The sequence below is a fragment of the Pseudanabaena sp. Chao 1811 genome, assembly GCF_027942295.1.
In the GTDB taxonomy this organism is placed as follows: Bacteria; Cyanobacteriota; Cyanobacteriia; order Pseudanabaenales; family Pseudanabaenaceae; genus Pseudanabaena.
Window position 1 is genome coordinate 2629589 of record NZ_CP101416.1, and the last position, 17912, is coordinate 2647500.

General features: G+C 43.4%; 16 protein-coding genes and 1 rRNA gene (1 of these 17 cut by a window edge). 7 read left to right on the forward strand and 10 right to left on the reverse strand.

The genetic code is table 11. The features are described from left to right. Positions 1-836 precede the first annotated feature (836 nt). Positions 837-3497 carry a DNA gyrase subunit A gene (gene gyrA / locus NMG48_RS12050; RefSeq protein WP_271251794.1) on the forward strand — a complete coding sequence of 887 codons (2661 nt, stop codon included), beginning with the start codon at positions 837-839 and terminating at the stop codon, positions 3495-3497. A 47-nt stretch (positions 3498-3544) separates the two neighbouring features. Here the strand turns inward: gyrA and dnaK are convergent, their stop codons facing one another. From dnaK to psbN, 6 genes are all read right to left on the reverse strand, one after another. Then, entirely contained in the window at positions 3545-5512 is a 1968-nt protein-coding gene (gene dnaK / locus NMG48_RS12055) for a molecular chaperone DnaK (RefSeq protein ID WP_271251795.1), read from the reverse strand. 152 nt (positions 5513-5664) lie between these two features. Then, a complete protein-coding gene (locus NMG48_RS12060; protein ID WP_271251796.1) occupies positions 5665-6150 on the reverse strand; it encodes a CAAD domain-containing protein in 486 nt (161 codons plus the stop codon). Positions 6151-6287: 137 nt separating this feature from the next. Then, positions 6288-6605 (reverse strand): STAS domain-containing protein, encoded by a 318-nt coding sequence (locus tag NMG48_RS12065; RefSeq protein WP_271251797.1) that lies wholly within the window; start codon positions 6603-6605, stop codon positions 6288-6290. A 323-nt stretch (positions 6606-6928) separates the two neighbouring features. Then, positions 6929-7495 (reverse strand): DNA-3-methyladenine glycosylase, encoded by a 567-nt coding sequence (locus NMG48_RS12070; RefSeq protein ID WP_271251798.1) that lies wholly within the window; start codon positions 7493-7495, stop codon positions 6929-6931. 41 nt (positions 7496-7536) lie between these two features. Beyond that, positions 7537-7962: a molybdenum cofactor biosynthesis protein MoaE gene (locus NMG48_RS12075; RefSeq protein ID WP_271251799.1), complete on the reverse strand. Its 426-nt coding sequence runs from the start codon at positions 7960-7962 to the stop codon at positions 7537-7539. A 47-nt stretch (positions 7963-8009) separates the two neighbouring features. Further along, entirely contained in the window at positions 8010-8141 is a 132-nt protein-coding gene (psbN, locus tag NMG48_RS12080; protein ID WP_271251800.1) for a photosystem II protein N, read from the reverse strand. Positions 8142-8215: 74 nt separating this feature from the next. On the opposite strand from psbN, the gene psbH reads away from it, so the two are divergent. From psbH to NMG48_RS12100, 4 genes are all read left to right on the forward strand, one after another. Beyond that, positions 8216-8410 carry a photosystem II reaction center phosphoprotein PsbH gene (gene psbH, locus NMG48_RS12085; RefSeq protein WP_271251801.1) on the forward strand — a complete coding sequence of 65 codons (195 nt, stop codon included), beginning with the start codon at positions 8216-8218 and terminating at the stop codon, positions 8408-8410. Between the two features lie 94 nt (positions 8411-8504). Next, the gene (locus tag NMG48_RS12090) at positions 8505-8801 is read left to right on the forward strand and encodes a TatA/E family twin arginine-targeting protein translocase (protein ID WP_271251802.1); all 297 of its coding nucleotides are present in this window, start codon (positions 8505-8507) and stop codon (positions 8799-8801) included. After that, positions 8794-9435, forward strand: coding sequence for an aminoacyl-tRNA hydrolase (gene pth, locus NMG48_RS12095; protein ID WP_271251803.1), 642 nt, complete (start codon positions 8794-8796; stop codon positions 9433-9435). Before NMG48_RS12090 ends, pth begins: the two co-directional genes overlap by 8 nt. Before the next feature lie 162 nt (positions 9436-9597). Then, complete coding sequence (locus tag NMG48_RS12100; protein WP_271251804.1) at positions 9598-10743, forward strand: NDP-sugar synthase; 1146 nt, start codon at positions 9598-9600, stop codon at positions 10741-10743. 94 nt (positions 10744-10837) lie between these two features. Here the strand turns inward: NMG48_RS12100 and NMG48_RS12105 are convergent, their stop codons facing one another. The 4 genes from NMG48_RS12105 to murI all read right to left on the reverse strand — a co-directional run bounded on the left by NMG48_RS12105 (position 10838) and on the right by murI (position 15990). Further along, on the reverse strand, positions 10838-11980 hold the full coding sequence (locus NMG48_RS12105; protein WP_271251805.1) for an N-acetylmuramoyl-L-alanine amidase family protein: 1143 nt from the start codon (positions 11978-11980) through the stop codon (positions 10838-10840). Between the two features lie 83 nt (positions 11981-12063). After that, positions 12064-13527 carry an N-acetylmuramoyl-L-alanine amidase gene (locus NMG48_RS12110; RefSeq protein ID WP_271251806.1) on the reverse strand — a complete coding sequence of 488 codons (1464 nt, stop codon included), beginning with the start codon at positions 13525-13527 and terminating at the stop codon, positions 12064-12066. A 122-nt stretch (positions 13528-13649) separates the two neighbouring features. After that, the gene (locus NMG48_RS12115; protein WP_271251807.1) at positions 13650-15113 is read right to left on the reverse strand and encodes an N-acetylmuramoyl-L-alanine amidase family protein; all 1464 of its coding nucleotides are present in this window, start codon (positions 15111-15113) and stop codon (positions 13650-13652) included. A gap of 46 nt (positions 15114-15159) precedes the next feature. Then, positions 15160-15990, reverse strand: a complete 831-nt coding sequence (murI, locus tag NMG48_RS12120) for a glutamate racemase (RefSeq protein WP_271251808.1) — start codon at positions 15988-15990, stop codon at positions 15160-15162. A 204-nt stretch (positions 15991-16194) separates the two neighbouring features. Between murI and NMG48_RS12125 the strand changes: the two genes are divergently transcribed. Beyond that, positions 16195-16713: an inorganic diphosphatase gene (locus NMG48_RS12125; RefSeq protein WP_271251809.1), complete on the forward strand. Its 519-nt coding sequence runs from the start codon at positions 16195-16197 to the stop codon at positions 16711-16713. 362 nt (positions 16714-17075) lie between these two features. After that, a 16S ribosomal RNA gene (locus tag NMG48_RS12130) occupies positions 17076-17912 on the forward strand (it continues 649 nt past the right edge of the window).

Genomic DNA, 17912 nt, shown 5'->3' on the forward strand with positions numbered 1-17912 from the left:
ACGCTTGCAATTACTAACTAAAGATTTGCCTGTCTTTGTGACAAACAAGTACACTCACATCACACATTCTTAAGATTAGCTTATAGTGCCAATCATTTAACATATTTTAGTGTACGCAAACTGGCTGACAAATTAAACTAAAAAATTATAGTGGACATATCAATTTATCTCTACTGAAACCATAGTAAAAAGCTGATCTACAAACATATACAATTGCTAACTCAATACGAATTTTTGTCAAGGTAAATGCTATACAAAAGCTTATTTAAGCTAGCAGAGATTTTCATTGTTTAAATTTACTACTGGCATATATCAATCCTAAATGATTTGCGGAAGCGCACCCCTTAGGGGTGCGCTTCCGCAAATCCGAAAATCTACAAATGATTTAGTCTTGCTATAGTTCAACTAATAATTTGATTATTAGCATTTGTAAATCAAGTAAAGAATATGAGATTTTTTTTAGTCGTAATTAGAACTGAAAAAGTTCCAATTTTTTCAGATAAAAGAAGCTAATAAAACGCGAGTTCGGGATAATTTGAAACTAGTTTTGAGAGAGGGTTTGCGTAGTAAACCCTCTCTCAAAACCCAAAAGTAAAAGCCTTGCTAAGCAAGGCTTTTACTTTTGGGTTTTGAAAATTTGCCAGCTTAATCCGAACTGGCGTTAATAAACACTATGAATTAGTAGTTTGACAACTCTTTCCTTCTAAGGCTTTTTATAAGGCTTTGCGGGTTTGCAAACCCGCAAAGCCTTATAATAGTAAGACACTTAGTAAGAATTGCCTATCTCACGCGAGGCAAGCACTGCCAAGCCATGCAAGGAGAATTTAAGTAGCTGTATGACTGATATCTTAGAAGATCGGATTATTCCAACAGACCTGCGCGGCGAAATGTCGCGATCCTATCTGGAATATGCCATGAGCGTGATCGTCGGTCGCGCCCTGCCCGATGCCCGTGATGGACTCAAACCCGTACACCGTCGTATTCTCTACGCCATGCACGAGTTGGGCTTGAGCGCCGATCGCCCCTTTAGAAAATGCGCCCGTGTTGTCGGTGACGTAATCGGTAAATATCACCCCCACGGTGACACGGCAGTGTATGAAGCACTGGTACGGATGGCGCAGGACTTTTCGATGCGCGATCGCATGGTCGATGGTCATGGCAACTTCGGCTCTGTGGATAACGATCCCCCTGCGGCGATGCGATATACCGAATGTCGTTTGACCCGCATTGCCCAAGTGGGTCTGATTCAAGATATCGAGCGCGATACGGTTAACTTTGGCGATAACTACGATGGTTCGCAACAAGAACCGCTAGTCATGCCAGCGCGAATTCCCCAGTTATTGCTAAATGGCTCCGCAGGGATTGCCGTGGGGATGGCAACAAATATTCCTCCTCATAATTTGGGTGAGTTGGTGGATGGTTTGGTAGCTCTAATTGCCGATCCTAGCCTTGGTGATCTAGAGCTGATGAAATATATCCCTGGCCCTGATTTCCCAACGGGAGCATTGGTTTTAGGCACAGATGGTATTCGTGAAACCTATACCACGGGACGCGGCTCGATTACGATGCGGGCAGTGGCAAGCTTTGAGACCATCTCAGCATCGGGACGGCAGGATCGTGAGGCGATTATTATCACGGAAATGCCTTACCAAACTAACAAGGCTTCGCTAATCGAGAAAATAGCGGAAATGGTCAATGAGAAGAAACTCGATGGCATTTCTGATATTCGTGATGAAAGCGATCGCGATGGAATGCGGTTAGTCATCGAACTAAAGCGTGATGCCTATCCCAAAGTGGTATTGAATAATCTCTACAAATCCACACCTCTGCAATCGAACTTCAGTTGCAATTTGCTTGCCCTTGTTGATGGCGAACCAATTACGCTGACTTTGCGCCATGCCTTGCAAGTCTTCCTCGACTTCCGTTATGAAGTAATTACGCGCCGCACTCAGTATGAATTGAAGAAAGCACAAGAACGCGATCATTTATTACAAGGTCTATTAATTGCTCTCAATCATTTGGATGCCGTAATCGCTTTGATTCGGGGAGCCGATGATAGCAGTGCTGCGAAGACAGGCTTGATCGAAAACTATGGATTGTCCGAAGCACAAGCTGATGCGATTTTGGCGATGCAGTTACGCCGCTTGACTGCTCAAGATGCCGACAAGATTCATGATGAGCATAATCAGTTAGTTGCTAAGATTGCTGACTTGCAAGATATTCTCCAAAATAGAGAACGTATTCTCACGATTACCCGTGAAGAATTAGAAGCGATCAAAGCGGAATTTGCGACACCACGCCGCACTCGCATTCTTCCTAATGAAGGTGATATTGATACTGCCGATTTGATCGCCAATCGCGAAACGATTGTGATGGTGACGCAGCAGGGATATATCAAACGGATGCCCGTCGATACCTTTACGGCGCAAAATCGGGCGACTAGGGGTAAAGCAAGCGCTAATGTCAAGGATGATGATGCGATCGCTCATTTCTTTGCCTGTCGTAGTCATGACAAGGTTCTCTTCTTTACCGATCGCGGTAAGGTGTACGGAGTCAAGGCTTATGAAGTTCCTGAATCAGGTCGGGCAGCGCGTGGTACGGCAGTCGTGCAGCTATTACCGATCGCTGCCGATGAGAAAATCACCACCGTATTACCAATTAGTGAATTCAGTGAAGATGAGTATCTAGTCATGCTTACGGCTGGAGGCTACATCAAAAAGACGAAGCTTCCTGCCTTTGCGAATATTCGTTCTAATGGATTAATTGCGATCGCTCTTGAAGAAGGCGATCTCTTGCGCTGGGTGCGTCGCGCTAAAGCCGATAACACGATCATTGTCGGTTCTCGTCAAGGGATGTCCATCCGCTTCCGTACTGACCATGAGCAGTTGCGCCCAATGGGACGTGATACTCGTGGCGTGCGATCGATGCGTCTGACAGGTGATGATGAAATCGTAAGTATGGATATTCTCCCCGCAGGACTTGCAGAAATCGAGGAAGTTGAAGGTTCTGAAGAAGACATCGATTTGACAGTTACCGCCAATGAAGATGAGAATTTGGAAGCTGATACGGAAGCCAATAACGAGAAATATCAAGGACCTTGGGTACTGGTAGTCACCAGAGGCGGCTATGGTAAGCGCGTTCCCGTCAGTCAGTTCCGCATTCAAAAACGTGCAGGTAAAGGATTGCGAGTGACTAAGTTCAAAACTGGTCAAGATCAGTTAGCTTCCCTCTGTTTAGTCGATGAAAAGAACGAGTTAATGATCGTTACCAGTCGTGGCATCGTCATGCGTCAGTCCACTGATGCGATCGCTTGTCAGTCTCGCACAGCAAGAGGTGTACGTCTACAAAGACTAGATGCTTCCGATGCGATCGTGGGTGCAACTTTAGTTCCTCCTGCGTTAGAAGAAGAGATTGAAGAAGCGGAACTTCAAAGTGGTGATGTGACAGTGACTACTATAGAAACTGTTGCGGAAACTTCTGAAGAAACCGAAGATTAGAGATATAAAAAAGGGAGGTGACACTTTGTGTCACCTCCCTTTTTTAATTACATCCAGTCATCATCGTCATCGTAGGAAACTCTAGTATTGGGACGACGGCGATCGTCTTCATCTTTGCCGCGTTTATTGCGACTGGCAAAACTACCAATGCTTTCGAGAATGCCGCCGAAGAGATCGTCATCCTCATCATCGTAATATTCTTCTTCAGCATAGAGTTCGCTAGACAAAGCATAGAGTGCCTCTTGAAGTTCTACTTGAGCGCGATCGATTAGAGCATCATCTTCCTTAGAAATGGCATCCTTCAGTTTCTTAATCGAACCTTCGATTTGTTTGCGCCGCTCATAGCTGAGTTTATAGCCATAGTTGAGAGCGAGATCCTTGAGTTGACGCTCGGCTCCCACTGCCAAGTTGTCAGCGCGATTTAATTTCTCAATGCGCTCTTTCTTTGCCCGATCTCGATCGGCATATTGCTCAGCTTCTGTGACCATGCGCTCGACTTCTTTTTCATCTAGGGTCGAAGCACCGCGAATGGTAACGCGACGTTCTACACCTGTGCGGCGATCGCTAGCTGTCACTGCCAAAATGCCGTCGGTATTCAAATCAAAGGTGACATCCACCTGCGCCATACCGCGAGGTTGGGGATCGAGTCCACTAAGTTTAAAGCGACCTAACGACTTGTTATATTCCGCTAGATCCCGTTCACCTTGCACCACATGAATTTCTACCGAGGTTTGATTGTCTTCGGCAGTGGTGAACAATTCCATCTTGCGACAGGGAATTGTTGTGTTTCTGGGAATTAATCGCTTAACTACGCCGCCCGATGTTTCCACACCTAAAGATAAAGGCGTGACATCCAGTAATAAAACATCTTTAATTTCGCCAGATAAAATCGCTGCTTGGATCACAGCACCGATCGCAACGACTTCATCGGGATTAACACTTTGGCTTGGTGGTTTACCGATCGCTCTTTCTACCATTTCCTGCACTGCGGGAATACGAGTAGAGCCACCAACTAGTACTACTTCATCGATTTGGCGCGGACTAATTTGAGCATCACGCAACACGCGATCGAGGGGAATTTGTAAACGCTCTAGCAAATCGGCACTGAGTCGCTCAAATTGCGATCGCTTTAAACTCGTTTCTAAATGTAGAGGTCCTTCGGCGGTTGCGGTAATAAAAGGCAAGTTAATTTCAGTTACGCCCACTGTCGAAAGCTCAATTTTTGCCTTTTCGGCAGCCTCAGTTAATCTTTGCAAGGCTTGGCGTTCTTTCCGCAGATCTACACCATCGGACTTGAGAAATTCTTCGGCGAGGTAATTCACAATTTGGCGATCGAAGTCATCCCCTCCCAATTGGGTATCCCCTGTGGTTGCCTTGACTTCAAACAAGCCATCACTGACTTCTAGTACCGACACATCAAATGTGCCCCCACCAAGGTCAAATACTAAAATTTTCTTGTTAGATTTCTTATCTAGTCCATAGGCTAGGGAAGCTGCTGTCGGTTCATTTAAAATGCGTTTGACTTCGATCCCCGCAATTTTGCCTGCATCCTTGGTGGCTTGACGCTGAGAATCATTAAAATAGGCAGGAACCGTAATTACTGCACCCGTTACAGGTTCTCCTAAATAGCGACTCGCTTCATCCACAAGCTTGCGAATAACCATAGCCGAAATTTCTTCGGGCGCAAAATCTTTTTCGAGACGAGAACTGCGTAACTTGATATTACCCTGTTCATCCCGACGGACTGTATAGGGGACGCGCTTAGTTTCTGCCGAGAGTTCACTATGCTTGCGTCCGATAAAACGCTTTACAGAATAAAAAGTATTGTCAGGATTTAGCACCGCTTGACGACGTGCCATTTGCCCGACAAGGCGCTCACCATCTTTAGTAAAGCTAACAACTGAGGGAGTGGTTCGGCTACCTTCTGAGTTCGCAATTACTATGGGCTTGCCACCTTCCATAACGGCTACCACAGAGTTTGTCGTACCCAAATCAATACCTACAATTTTGCCCATGCTTGACGTATATCCCTCTTCGCTTCCCAAAACTGCTTAGTAAACAGCTTATTAATTGTTTATTTTGCCTTACTTTATCAATATCCTAGCTCTAAACACACTGCTATAGACAAAGGGCTTTAGCCCCTCGTCTGTTGATTAGCAGGTTTAGCCTAGCCGAAAACTTTATTTTTCCAAGCCGTGATTGTGTCAATTAATTCTTTGCGGGTATTGGCGAGTAGTAAGTAGCGGTAGACAAACCAGATCGAATAGCCAAATCCAACTAGTTCAAAGATACTAGGTAGTATAGGTAATTTATCTAAAAATTCTAAAAGTGTAGAAGCGGCAATCAATACAGGAATAATGGCGATAACTGTAAGGGCAAGAGTCACATTAGACTTTTTACCTTCGCCAAAATATTCTTCCCAAGTAGCCGTGATTTTATTCCAAAGCTCAGTGGTAAGTTCAGGTGTGTTTTGGGGGATAGCAACTTCAGTGCTAGGTTCTGTTGTTGACGGAGCTACCTCAGGTGCAGATACTGCTGAATTAGTAGCTGGCTTGGTAGTTTCTTGTGCAGTGACTGGGGGCTTTGCTGCTACTTCGACAGATTCGACTAAACTTTCTGTGGCTGCTTCAACAGTAGTTTCTTTAGGTTCCATGATTTGGTTGAGGGTTCTAAGTTAGTTACTAGTCAATATTATGGTGAAATTTTAACAACATTTGTATCGCTTAGTAGATCAAAAAACTAAAGGCAACGCTTAGCGCTGCCTTTAGTTGGTGAACTTTAGAAGTATGATTAAACTTTTCGTAGTGATTGTTCAAATTGATTACGATTTTCAAATACATCAAATAAATCCTTCATTGATGTGGCTTCTAGCAAAAATTCGACATATTCGCTGAGCGAACAAAGTGCAAATTTACATCCTGTGGCTTCAGCACTGCGTAATACAAAGACTAAAGCTCCTAAACCTGAACTATCCATCTGTTTGAGGTGCTTGAGATCAACCAGCAATACATCGGGTTTGCGGTCTAAAACATTGCTGGCTTGCTGACGAAAATAATTAGTGCTGTTTGCATCAAGATGCCCCGTTGGTTGCATAACTTCAATACGCATTTCTCTTCTCTCCTTTCCCCTATTCGTGAGGTGTTACAGATATCTAAAAATATTGATTTGCTTAAATCTATATGAAAATTTAGTTATTAAAATTGGTTGGAATCTTTGGATAAATGTCTGGATAATCACTTTAAGGAAAATTTTAAGTTGAGAACCTATTTCTAGTATTTAGAAAATAAAATCTCTAAATAAAAATATGTGGCTGCACAACCATAATCTTTTACTTAATAAATACTACTTCCTCGTTTAAGTATTTGTTTAATCAAAAGTTATGCAAAGGTTATTAATCTGATGGATTAAGTGAAGAAAAAAGTTATTTATATTTATTTTCGGGATACTGAAAGGCGATCGCGTAAGTACCAACGCCAAGGAAGATCGATCCCCTGTGTAATGCCGATGCGAGTTGTTTGATGAATTGGTTCTTTAAAATGTGGTGATCGCGCCTCTAGCCATAAATCAAAATCTGGATGCAGAGTAATACCGTCAAGTTGGCGATCAATTTTCAAGAGGCGACAAAGTTTACCTGGTCCTGAGCCTGCGCGATGGGGTTTATCTTTGGGATTGCTCCAACTGGGTAAGCGATCGCATTCGATGGCACGAATGAGTACCGCACTGCAAAAATCTTGGCGATCGGTGACGATATTAACGCAGTGATAAATGCCGTAAATTAAATAAACATAGGCTGTACAGGGTGCTCCAAAAATTGCCCCGTTGCGTTTGGTCTTGCGACGATAACCATGACAAGCAGGATCAGTAGCATCATAGGCTTCAGTTTCCACAATTAAGCCCCGATATTCAATGCCATCGATTCTGCGTACTATGGTGCAGCCCAATAGATCGGGGGCAACCTCATAGGCTGGTCGTTCAAAAAAAGCTTTTTCTAGCAACATAGCTCATTAAAAAAGTTACAGCGCTTTGCGCTGTAACTTTTTTATATAGGACAATTTACCCAACTGCTGACCCCATCTAACCAAAATTCTTTTTTCCAGATGGGAGCATCTGTTTTTAATGTATCGATCGCATAGCGACAGGCTTCAAAAGCTTCGGCGCGGTGGGGCGAACCCACGGCAACTAAAACACTGATTTCCCCAACTTTGAGCTTGCCTAGTCGATGGTGAATGACGACTTCGGTAATATCAGGAAATTTTGTTCGACAGCGATCGCTAATATCTTGAAATACTTGTAAAGCCATTGCTTCGTAAGCTTGATAGTCCAGATAATCAACGGCTCTGCCCCCCGTCTGGTTGCGTACCATACCACTCATGAGTACAACTGCCCCATTACGAGCATTGTCTGCGATCGCATAGACAGTCGCTACATCTAAAACATCATGGGTGAGGCGAAAATTCTTAGTCATGGCTTATGCGTTTAGATAAGCAGTGCTTTGCGCTGCTTATCTGTAAGCTAATCTTCGTGTTCTTCAAACTGATCAACTAAGTCCTTATTTGGTGGTCCAAATGCCACATATATTGCGTAAGCCGTTAAGACGATCACGGTTACAGCAATAGTAACTGCGATCGAAGTTGCGTTTTCCATGAATTGAACCAATGTTTTAAGTTATTGTTACGATTATACTATTTACTAACAATCGTTTTTAATAGACAAACTTTATGTCACAACGTACTTGGCTTGGCGATATTCTCAGACCACTGAATGCAGAATACGGTAAGGTTTCTCGCGGTTGGGGAACCACCCCTCTAATGGCTGTATTCATGGCATTATTCCTTGTATTTCTGGTCATTATCCTCCAGTTGTACAACTCTTCCTTGATTCTTGAGGGTGTTAACCTCAACTGGGGCGGCTAATTTCTAGTTAGGCGCGATCGCAATATCAAAGGCACGCTCTGCGTGCCTTTGATCTATTACAAAACTAAGTTGTCTATACATAAGGTCATTCCCCATGAATATTTTTGGTATTGGCTTGCCTGAGATGATTTTGATCATGTTAGTGGCGTTGCTGATTTTTGGTCCCAAAAAATTACCAGAAATCGGACGCAGCATGGGCAAAGCGATTAAAGGTTTTCAAGATGCTTCCCGCGAGTTTGAATCAGAATTTAAGCGTGAAGCCGATCGCTTAGAACAGACTACTGAAGCCGCTAAGGCTCCAGCGTCATCAACCACTGAAGTTGTCGCCACCCCAGTAGCATCTGCCCCATCCGAAGCAGTTAAGGAAGTAGCAAACGCCACGGATGCTTGAGAATCAGTCTATTTCCCTAATTGTTGGTCTGGGTAATCCGGGCCCAGAATATGAACGTACCCGCCATAATATTGGTTTTATGGCGGTTGATGCCTTAGCTAAAGATTGGAGTATCTCCTTAGGCAAGGAAAAGAGGTTTTATGGGATCTTTGGTGAGGGGCGTTTATCTAGCTCATTAGCCCATAATGGCAAAATCCGTTTGCTCAAACCTACGACCTATATGAATTTATCAGGACAGGCAGTTCGTGCCTGTGCCGATTGGTTTAAATGTAGTCCCGAAAATATTTTGGTTATTTACGACGATATGGACTTGCCCCTAGGTAAGCTGCGATTGCGTCCCTCTGGTTCCGCAGGTGGTCACAATGGCATGAAGTCCATCATTTCGCATTTGGGTACGCAAAACTTTCCCCGTCTGCGTCTTGGAATTGGGCGTGGAGGTAATAAAGAAAATCAGGCGATCGCTACCAAAGCTAATCAAAATGTTACTAACCACGTCTTAGGGGGATTTACGGCTACAGAAAATAAAGTTTTACCTGAAGTCCTAGATCTTGGTAATTCCACAGTAACGAGTATTTTGAGGGACGGTTTAGAAAAGACGATGAGTTTGTATAACAGTCGTAGTATCGATTTTTAGAGTTTGAGGAAGATGCGGTGGGCATTATGCCTATGACCATATCCTTCTAGAGACTACCTAACAAGGTATGATAAAACCAACTTTCAGGCATTTTGAATGTACTTTTTGAATTGCTGGGACATGCAAGTGAGATTTCATCATAGTGTGAGGAGACCATAAGTTATGAAAGCCATGATTCTGGCGGCGGGTAAAGGTACGAGGATTCGCCCCATCACAAATATCATGCCTAAACCCATGATCCCGATCATGCAAAAGCCTGTTATGGAATTCTTAGTTGAATTGCTTAGACAGCATGGCTTTGATCGCATTATGGTTAATGTGAGCCATCTGTCCGAAGAGATCGAAAACTATTTTCGGGATGGTCAAAAATTTGGCGTGCAAATGGCTTATTCCTTCGAGGGAACTATTGTCGATGGTAAGTTACAAGGTAGCGCCCTTGGCTCTGCAGGTGGGCTAAAAAAAATCCAAGATTTCTCGCCATTTTTTGATGATACGTTTGTCGTTCTTTGTGGTGATGCTCTCATTGATCTCGATCTCACCTATGCCATTAACTGGCATCGCCAAAAAAAATCTTTAGCAACCATTATTACCAAGACAGTGCCTAGGGATCAGGTTTCCAGCTATGGTGTGGTTGTGACAGATTCTGAAGGAAGGATCAAGCAGTTTCAGGAAAAGCCCAGTGTCGAAGCGGCTCTTAGCAATACGATCAACACAGGTATTTATATTTTTGAGCCTGAAATTCTGGACTATGTGCCATCAGGCGTGGAATTTGATTTAGGTAGTGATTTATTCCCTAAGCTAGTGGCAGCCGATCTACCATTCCATGCGATTTCGATGGACTTTCAATGGGTGGATATCGGAAAAGTACCCGACTATTGGCAAGCCATCCAAGATGTTTTATCCAATAAAATCAAAAATGTGAATATTCCCGGACATGAAGTACATCCAGGCATCTATACAGGTTTAAATGTTTCCGTTAATTGGGACAAAGTTGATATTCGTGGACCTGTTTATATTGGTGGGATGACCCAAATCGAGGATGGCGCAACTATTATTGGTCCAACGATGATTGGTCCTAATTGCCATGTTTGTAGTGGTGCTGTGGTTGAGCGGAGCGTAATTTTTGAATATTCGCGCCTTTCGGATGTGCGATTAGTTGATAAGTTAGTGTTTGGGCGCTATTGCGTTGATAAGACGGGGGCAACAATTGATCTCCAAGCGGCTGCTTTGGACTGGTTGATTACTGATGCCAGACATCAACAACAGAAATCGCAATCGCCTTTAGAGTTTGCTAAAGTTCTGTCTTAAAAACAACAGAAATCGCAATCGCCTTTAGAGTTTGCTAAAGTTCTGTCTTAAAACAAAGGGTGGCATGTGCCACCCTTTGTTTTGCTCCGTGTTTTTATCTGCGAATTCGTATAAACTGATCGATACCTTTTGCGATCGCCTCAGCCATCCGCTTCTGATAATTGGGATCACTGAGATTTGCAGCTTCTCTAGCATTGGTCACAAATCCAGTTTCTACCAAAATTGCAGGCATCGAAGTTCGGGCAAGTACATAAAAACCTGCGGCTTTTGCCTTACGATCATTGGCTCCTGTACTAGCAATAATTTGTGATTGGACATAACTCGCCAATTCTCGCCCCAACGTAGAGCCACGCGCATGGAAAGTCTCAACACCATTAACAGCACTATTGAGCGAGGCGAGGGAATTTGCATGAATGCTCACAAAAACATCAGCATTGACCCGTTCAGCTAGAGCAACACGGGGTTCGAGATCAATTTCTACATCATTGGTGCGAGTGTAATAAACGGTGTAGCCCATACTTTGCAGGCTTTGACCTAAAATTAAGCTGATAGGTAGTACGATGTCCTTTTCGCGGACTCCATTAGCGACTGCGCCAGGGTCGCGTCCACCGTGACCAGCATCAACGAGAATTACACCACGGCGGCGATCTCCAGTATTTTGTGGCAATGGTGTGGCATTGCTGTTAGGCAATGGTATTGGATTAGTCTGCGAGATCGGTTTGGGAGATTGTAAAACGCTATTGAGAGAAACTTGTAACTTAATCTGCTGATTATTTAAGCGTTGAGTTTCACGTATTTGCCAACCAGCGATCGTTTTAATACTAATTTCTAAGGAGTTTCCAACTTGCTCGAGGCGAATTCTTTCAATAGGGCTATTAGCAGCTAAAGTGGGTCTCTGAAAATTAGCTGCAATTTTGGCATTAGGGATAGTTACTTTGTACATCCCAGAAGTTCGATCAATCGTAGTTTGATAGCTTAACGATTGATTAGCCTCGATTATGACTTGACCATTAGCACTAAAACTCAGTCTTGTAATTTCCAAATGTCTATTACTGACTTCTACAAGGACTGGACGCGGAGTGTTAGGAGTTGATTCTATGGGGATCGTTTGGGTGAGGCGATCTCGTGTGGTGTGAAATGATAGTTCATGAGCTTCTATTTTTGAGCTAAAGATAGTTTCTATGTAGCTACTAGCAATGCTAATGCACACTCCAACTGCTAGTTGACGATATTGCAAAATAATTCTCCCAATGGCTTAAATATTCGCAGATTGAGCTATTTAATAGCTAGATTGTTGTTTCTGTAAAATTTTTTGAGCATCTATCTTCGGTTAGATTTGAAAAATTGATCGATGCCTTTAGCGATTGCCTCAGCCATCCGCCTCTGATAATTGGGGCTAGTCAAATTTGAAGATTCGGCTGGATTAGTAATGTAACCCGTCTCTACCAAAATCGCAGGCATAGAAGTCTTGGCAATTACATAAAAACCTGCCCCCCTGATATTGCGATCGCTTGCTCCTGTACTAGCAATAATCTGAGAATGCACATATCTAGCTAGCTCTTGCCCAACCGTTGAGCCACGAGCATGATAGGTTTCTACCCCACTGACGCTAGATGCATTCACGTCTAAGGAATTAACATGCACACTTACAAATGCATCAGCTCTGGCATTTTCCGCAATTTGTACCCTTGGCTCTAGATCTAGGTCAATATCGTTAGTGCGCGTGTATATAACGGAATAGCCCATTTGCTGTAATATTCCGCCCAAATACTTACTAATTTCTAAATTGATATCCTTTTCATAAATCCCGTTTCTCGTAGCACCCACATCAGGTCCCCCATGCCCAGGATCGACAACGATGACTCCTAAACCTTGTCTGTTTGGGGCTGGCAATGACTCCGAAGGATTATTACTGGGTAAATTGGATGCAACTTGTAAATTGATTTGTTGATTGTTTTGGCGTTGGATTTCACGTATTTGCCAACTGGGACTAGTTTTAATTCCAATTTCTACTGCATTTCCTACTTGAGATAGGCGAATTCTTTCAATGGGGCTAGTAGCTAAAAGGGTAGGGCGCTGTAAAGTTGGTGAAATATTAGCGTTGGCAACTCTTAAATTAAAGGTTCCCGAAACTCGATCAAGACTAGTTTGATAGTTAACAGGTTGATTTGCCTCGATTATCAATTGTCCTGTATTACTAAAGCTCAATCTTTGGATTGAGGCTGGTTTGCTGGTATTTATAGGATTACTGCTTACAGGAATTGGCAAACTAGTTGTTACAGGAGTTTGAGCGAGATTGGCTGGAGTGAGCAATAAAGTATTGGTTGCGGCGATGTACTGACTTTGCCAAGCAACCTTGCTATTGGGATCATTACTATCGAGGTCAAAAACTAAACGCGCGATCGCAGGATTATTTTGAAATTGGGCAATTCTGACCTGTTTGACTCCAAAGCGATTCATCAGCAGGCTAGATTTGTGTAATTCCTTCACCACCGCAGTATTTTGCAAATCAACAATCAAGCGATTGGGATTAGCTTCACGTTGAATACGGATTTCAGGATTAGCATTCAACGTCAGCATCAAGCCATTAGTCGTAGGACGAATACTATTGAGTCTAATGCTATTGGATAGGTCAGATGTATTTTGGGCAATTGCAGGTGCTAGTAAATTGCTTGGCTTCGCTGTTTGATTAGTCCCTGAGACTGTTGGCAAGGTGTGAGAGTCTAACCCATAAGCCACTCGACTGGAAGGGTTTCCCAGATTCCATGCATAGTTAGTAGCCATGCTCACACAAATTCCCAATGCTAGTTGTCGATATCGCAAAATATTTCTCCCAATGGCATAAAGATCCGCAAGTTGAGCGATCGCACAGCTAGATATTTAACTATTTGTAATTGCTTGATGAGCTATCTTCGATAGGATTTTAAGAATTGATCGACCCCTTTAGCGATTGCCTCAGCCATTCGCTCTTGATAAGAAGGATTCACCAATCTTGCTGCTTCCGATGGATTGGTAATATACCCAGTCTCCACAAGAATGGCAGGCATCGAAGTATTGCGAATTACATAAAATCTAGCTGACCTCACACCACGGTCATTTGCACCTGTACTAGCAAGAATTTGCTCATGTACCAATTCTGCAAGATTCTTTCCTAGAGACGCACCTGGAGCATGATAAGTTTCAATGCCATTGACTTGAGAGGATCTTGCATCAAGTGAATTCACATGCACACTAACAAATACGCTTGCTCTAGACTTCTCTGCAATCTGAACCCTTGGTTCCAAATCTAGATCGATATCTTCAGTGCGAGTATAGACCACCGCGTATCCCATTTGCTGCAATATCCTACCTAGATGTTTACTCATTAATAGGACAATATCTTTTTCGTATATGCCATTGCGAGTAGCACCAACATCGGGACCGCCATGTCCTGGATCAATCACAACTAACTGCCGACCAGTATTATTGCCATAGATTTGTTGTGGTTGAGAGCGTGGAATTCTAGGGACGCTAGTATTAACTACACCAACACTCACTAACTGTAAAGCGATCGCCTGAGCATTAGTTCTAGGAGTTTCTCTTATTTGCCAGCCTGAAATTGTTTTAATACTAATTACAACCGATTCGCCAACTTGATTAAGCCGAATCTGCTCAATCGGACTATTGGCTCCTAAGATTGGACGGCGTAGTTGTGCCGAAATCCTTGTAGCGGGAACAGTAAAGCTATAAATATTATTCGCCAAGTCTAAGCTGCTACGGTAAGTAATTGCTCGACTTGCTTGAATTACCAGTTGCCCATACCCATTAAAGGATAAACCATCAATTGTTGTAGGTATATCGATCGGTAATGATGCTACTGATGGATTTTTAGTTGTGTCACTAGCTTCTGATGACAAACCTGTTATAGGTTTCATCAATACTCCCTGATCTGTATCAAAGGAGCTTTGCCAAATCTTGGGTTGGGGATTATCAAGATCAAAGCCCAATCTTGCGATCTCAGGGGATTTTTGAAACTGCACTACTGTTAGAGGGCTTACGCTATAAGGATTTTCAGGCGCTGAAAATTTAGGTGACAGTTGTGTATCCTCGTTTATCTGTAAGCCCAGAATATTGCGTTTTACATTAATTGACCGTGAAACGTTGATCTGAGGATTACTATCCTTAAATAACAACCCATCAGAATTGATTTGGGTATTACTTAGTCTCAGCGTCTGTCCACTAGATAATATCTGTGCTCGTAGAGAAGTCTTCTGTAGTGATTGAGCAAGAGCATCCTTTGCCTTGGTTTCCTGCACATACAGAAGGTTACTACCCAATAAGCACATCAAACAACATAGCGATCGCTTGTAATGTTGGTTCAGTTGGTTCAAGAAAAAATACTCCCATCAAATCGACTAGAGAGTGCCTATCAAAACTTTAAGACAGCAATTCTACAGGAGATAAGGCAACTTTTTCCACTAAAGGCAACTTTCCTAACCATCGGCGCGATACTTGAGCAAAACGATCAGGTTCACCACTCACAAAAAAGCGAGTTTCAGCACGTCCACAACGATTGTCTAGACATTTTAAGCCCATCAAATCTAACTCCTGTGCCGCTGCCCTCACCACATAGGATGCAGGATTTACTAAAGCCACATGGGATGGCAAAATTTGACGTAAAACTCCAGATAAATGGGGATAGTGCGTGCAGCCTAAAACCAAAGTGTCAATATTTGCTTCGATTAGTGGCTGTAAATACTGCTTTGCAACTTGCATTGTGTAGGGATCTTGAATGCGATCTGACTCAATCAAAGGGACAAACTCTGGACAGTCCATTTGAAAAACCTGTGCTTGGGGATCACTCTCACAAATTGCCCTGACATAGGCTTCACTCTTCACAGTTGCCGTCGTCGCAATTACTCCAATCCTTTTGCCCTTGCCTACAGCCGCTCTTGCCCCTGGCAAAATTAGCCCTAAGATCGGGATATCAAAATCTTTTCTAACGATATCTAAGGCTAATGCCGAACTCGTATTGCAAGCCATGATTGCCATCTTGACCCGCTCAGACTGCATCCAGTGCAAAATCTCATAGACATATTCAATAATTTCCGCAGGCGATCGCTTTCCGTAAGGCAATCTCGCTGTATCACCAAAATAAACCACTGACTCATTAGGCAGTTGGCGATGAACTTCTTGTAAAACCGTAAGTCCCCCAACCCCGCTATCAAAAACACCAATAGGGAACCGAGCTTCCTGCTGCAAAACCATGCACATCCTCACACTTCACATGCATCACAGTAAAGCATATTTTTTCAAAAGTGCGTATCAGACTAACTAATTAACCGTAAAAACAATTGCCCTAGACACTTATACTTTTTCTAGGTAGACAGCAATTTGCTATGCGATCGCTGGTTGACCAAAACACGTCAAACATATACATAAGTAACAAAAAACACCTAAAGGATCATCGTTATGGATTTATCTCTTATCCCACCACAACCTAAAGCAGGCATCCTCAATGTCTTGATCGAAATTCCCGCAGGTAGCAAAAACAAGTATGAATTTGACAAAGACCTCAATGCCTTTGCTTTAGACCGTGTCCTATATTCCTCTGTCCAATATCCTTACGACTATGGCTTTGTTCCTAATACCCTTGCCGATGATGGCGACCCCCTTGATGGCATGGTCATCATGGATCAACCCACATTCCCTGGTTGTGTGATTCCAGCCCGTCCTATCGGAATGCTCATCATGATCGATGGTGGCGATCGTGACGAAAAAATCCTCTGTGTCCCTGCCAAAGATCCCCGTTATGCTGATGTCAAGACATTGTCTGATATAGCCCCTCATCGCCTTGAAGAAATTGCTGAATTTTTCCGTTCCTATAAAAATCTAGAAAAGAAGGTCACTGAAATTAGAGGCTGGGAAGGTGTAGAAGCAGTTCAAGCTCTTGTAACTAAGTCTATCGAAGCTGCTTTACCTAAATCTTAAAAAACTTTTCTCCCCTGAAACCCTTATTTAGCAAGGTATACAAGCAAACAAGAAAAGGAAAGTTAAACAAATTTCGGAAAAGTAGTTGACAAAGGGATTTAAGGTAGCTATATTAATAAAGCGCTGAAGGGGAGCCAAGCGAAAGCGAAGCGAACCGAACTGAAAGGAAAGGCGCGAGAACCTAGACAAAAGAATAGTTTGAAAGCTTTAAGAAACCAATAAACCTCGTCAAGAAAATAAAGACTGGATTATTGAAAAATAACCAGCTATCCGACAGGATAAGCGAAAAGCAAAAAAAAGTCAAACCCATCCGAAAGGAAAAAAGCTAGAGGGAGTAGAGAGAAATCTTGAAACTGATAGACACCATGGAGAGTTTGATCCTGGCTCAGGATGAACGCTGGCGGTATGCTTAACACATGCAAGTCGAACGGGTACTTCGGTACTAGTGGCGGACGGGTGAGTAACGCGTAAGAATCTACCTATAGGTTCGGGACAACAGTTAGAAATGACTGCTAATACCGGATGTGCCTTCGGGTGAAAGTTTAAATGCCTGTAGATGAGCTTGCGTCCGATTAGCTAGATGGAGTGGTAACGGCACACCATGGCGACGATCGGTAACTGGTCTGAGAGGATGACCAGTCACACTGGAACTGAGACACGGTCCAGACTCCTACGGGAGGCAGCAGTGGGGAATTTTCCGCAATGGGCGAAAGCCTGACGGAGCAATACCGCGTGAGGGACGAAGGTCTGTGGATTGTAAACCTCTTTTGTTAGGGAAGATAATGACGGTACCTAACGAATAAGCATCGGCTAACTCCGTGCCAGCAGCCGCGGTAAGACGGAGGATGCAAGCGTTATCCGGAATTATTGGGCGTAAAGCGTACGTAGGCGGTTTTATAAGTCTGTTGTCAAAGCCCGAGGCTTAACCTTGGAAAGGCAATGGAAACTGTAAGACTAGAGAGAGATAGGGGCAGGAGGAATTCCAGGTGTAGCGGTGAAATGCGTAGATATCTGGAAGAACACCAGTGGCGAAAGCGTCCTGCTGGATCTCAACTGACGCTGAAGTACGAAAGCTAGGGGAGCGAATGGGATTAGATACCCCAGTAGTCCTAGCCGTAAACGATGGGTACTAGGTGTTGGCCGTATCGACCCGGTCAGTGCCGTAGCTAACGCGTTAAGTACCCCGCCTGGGGAGTACG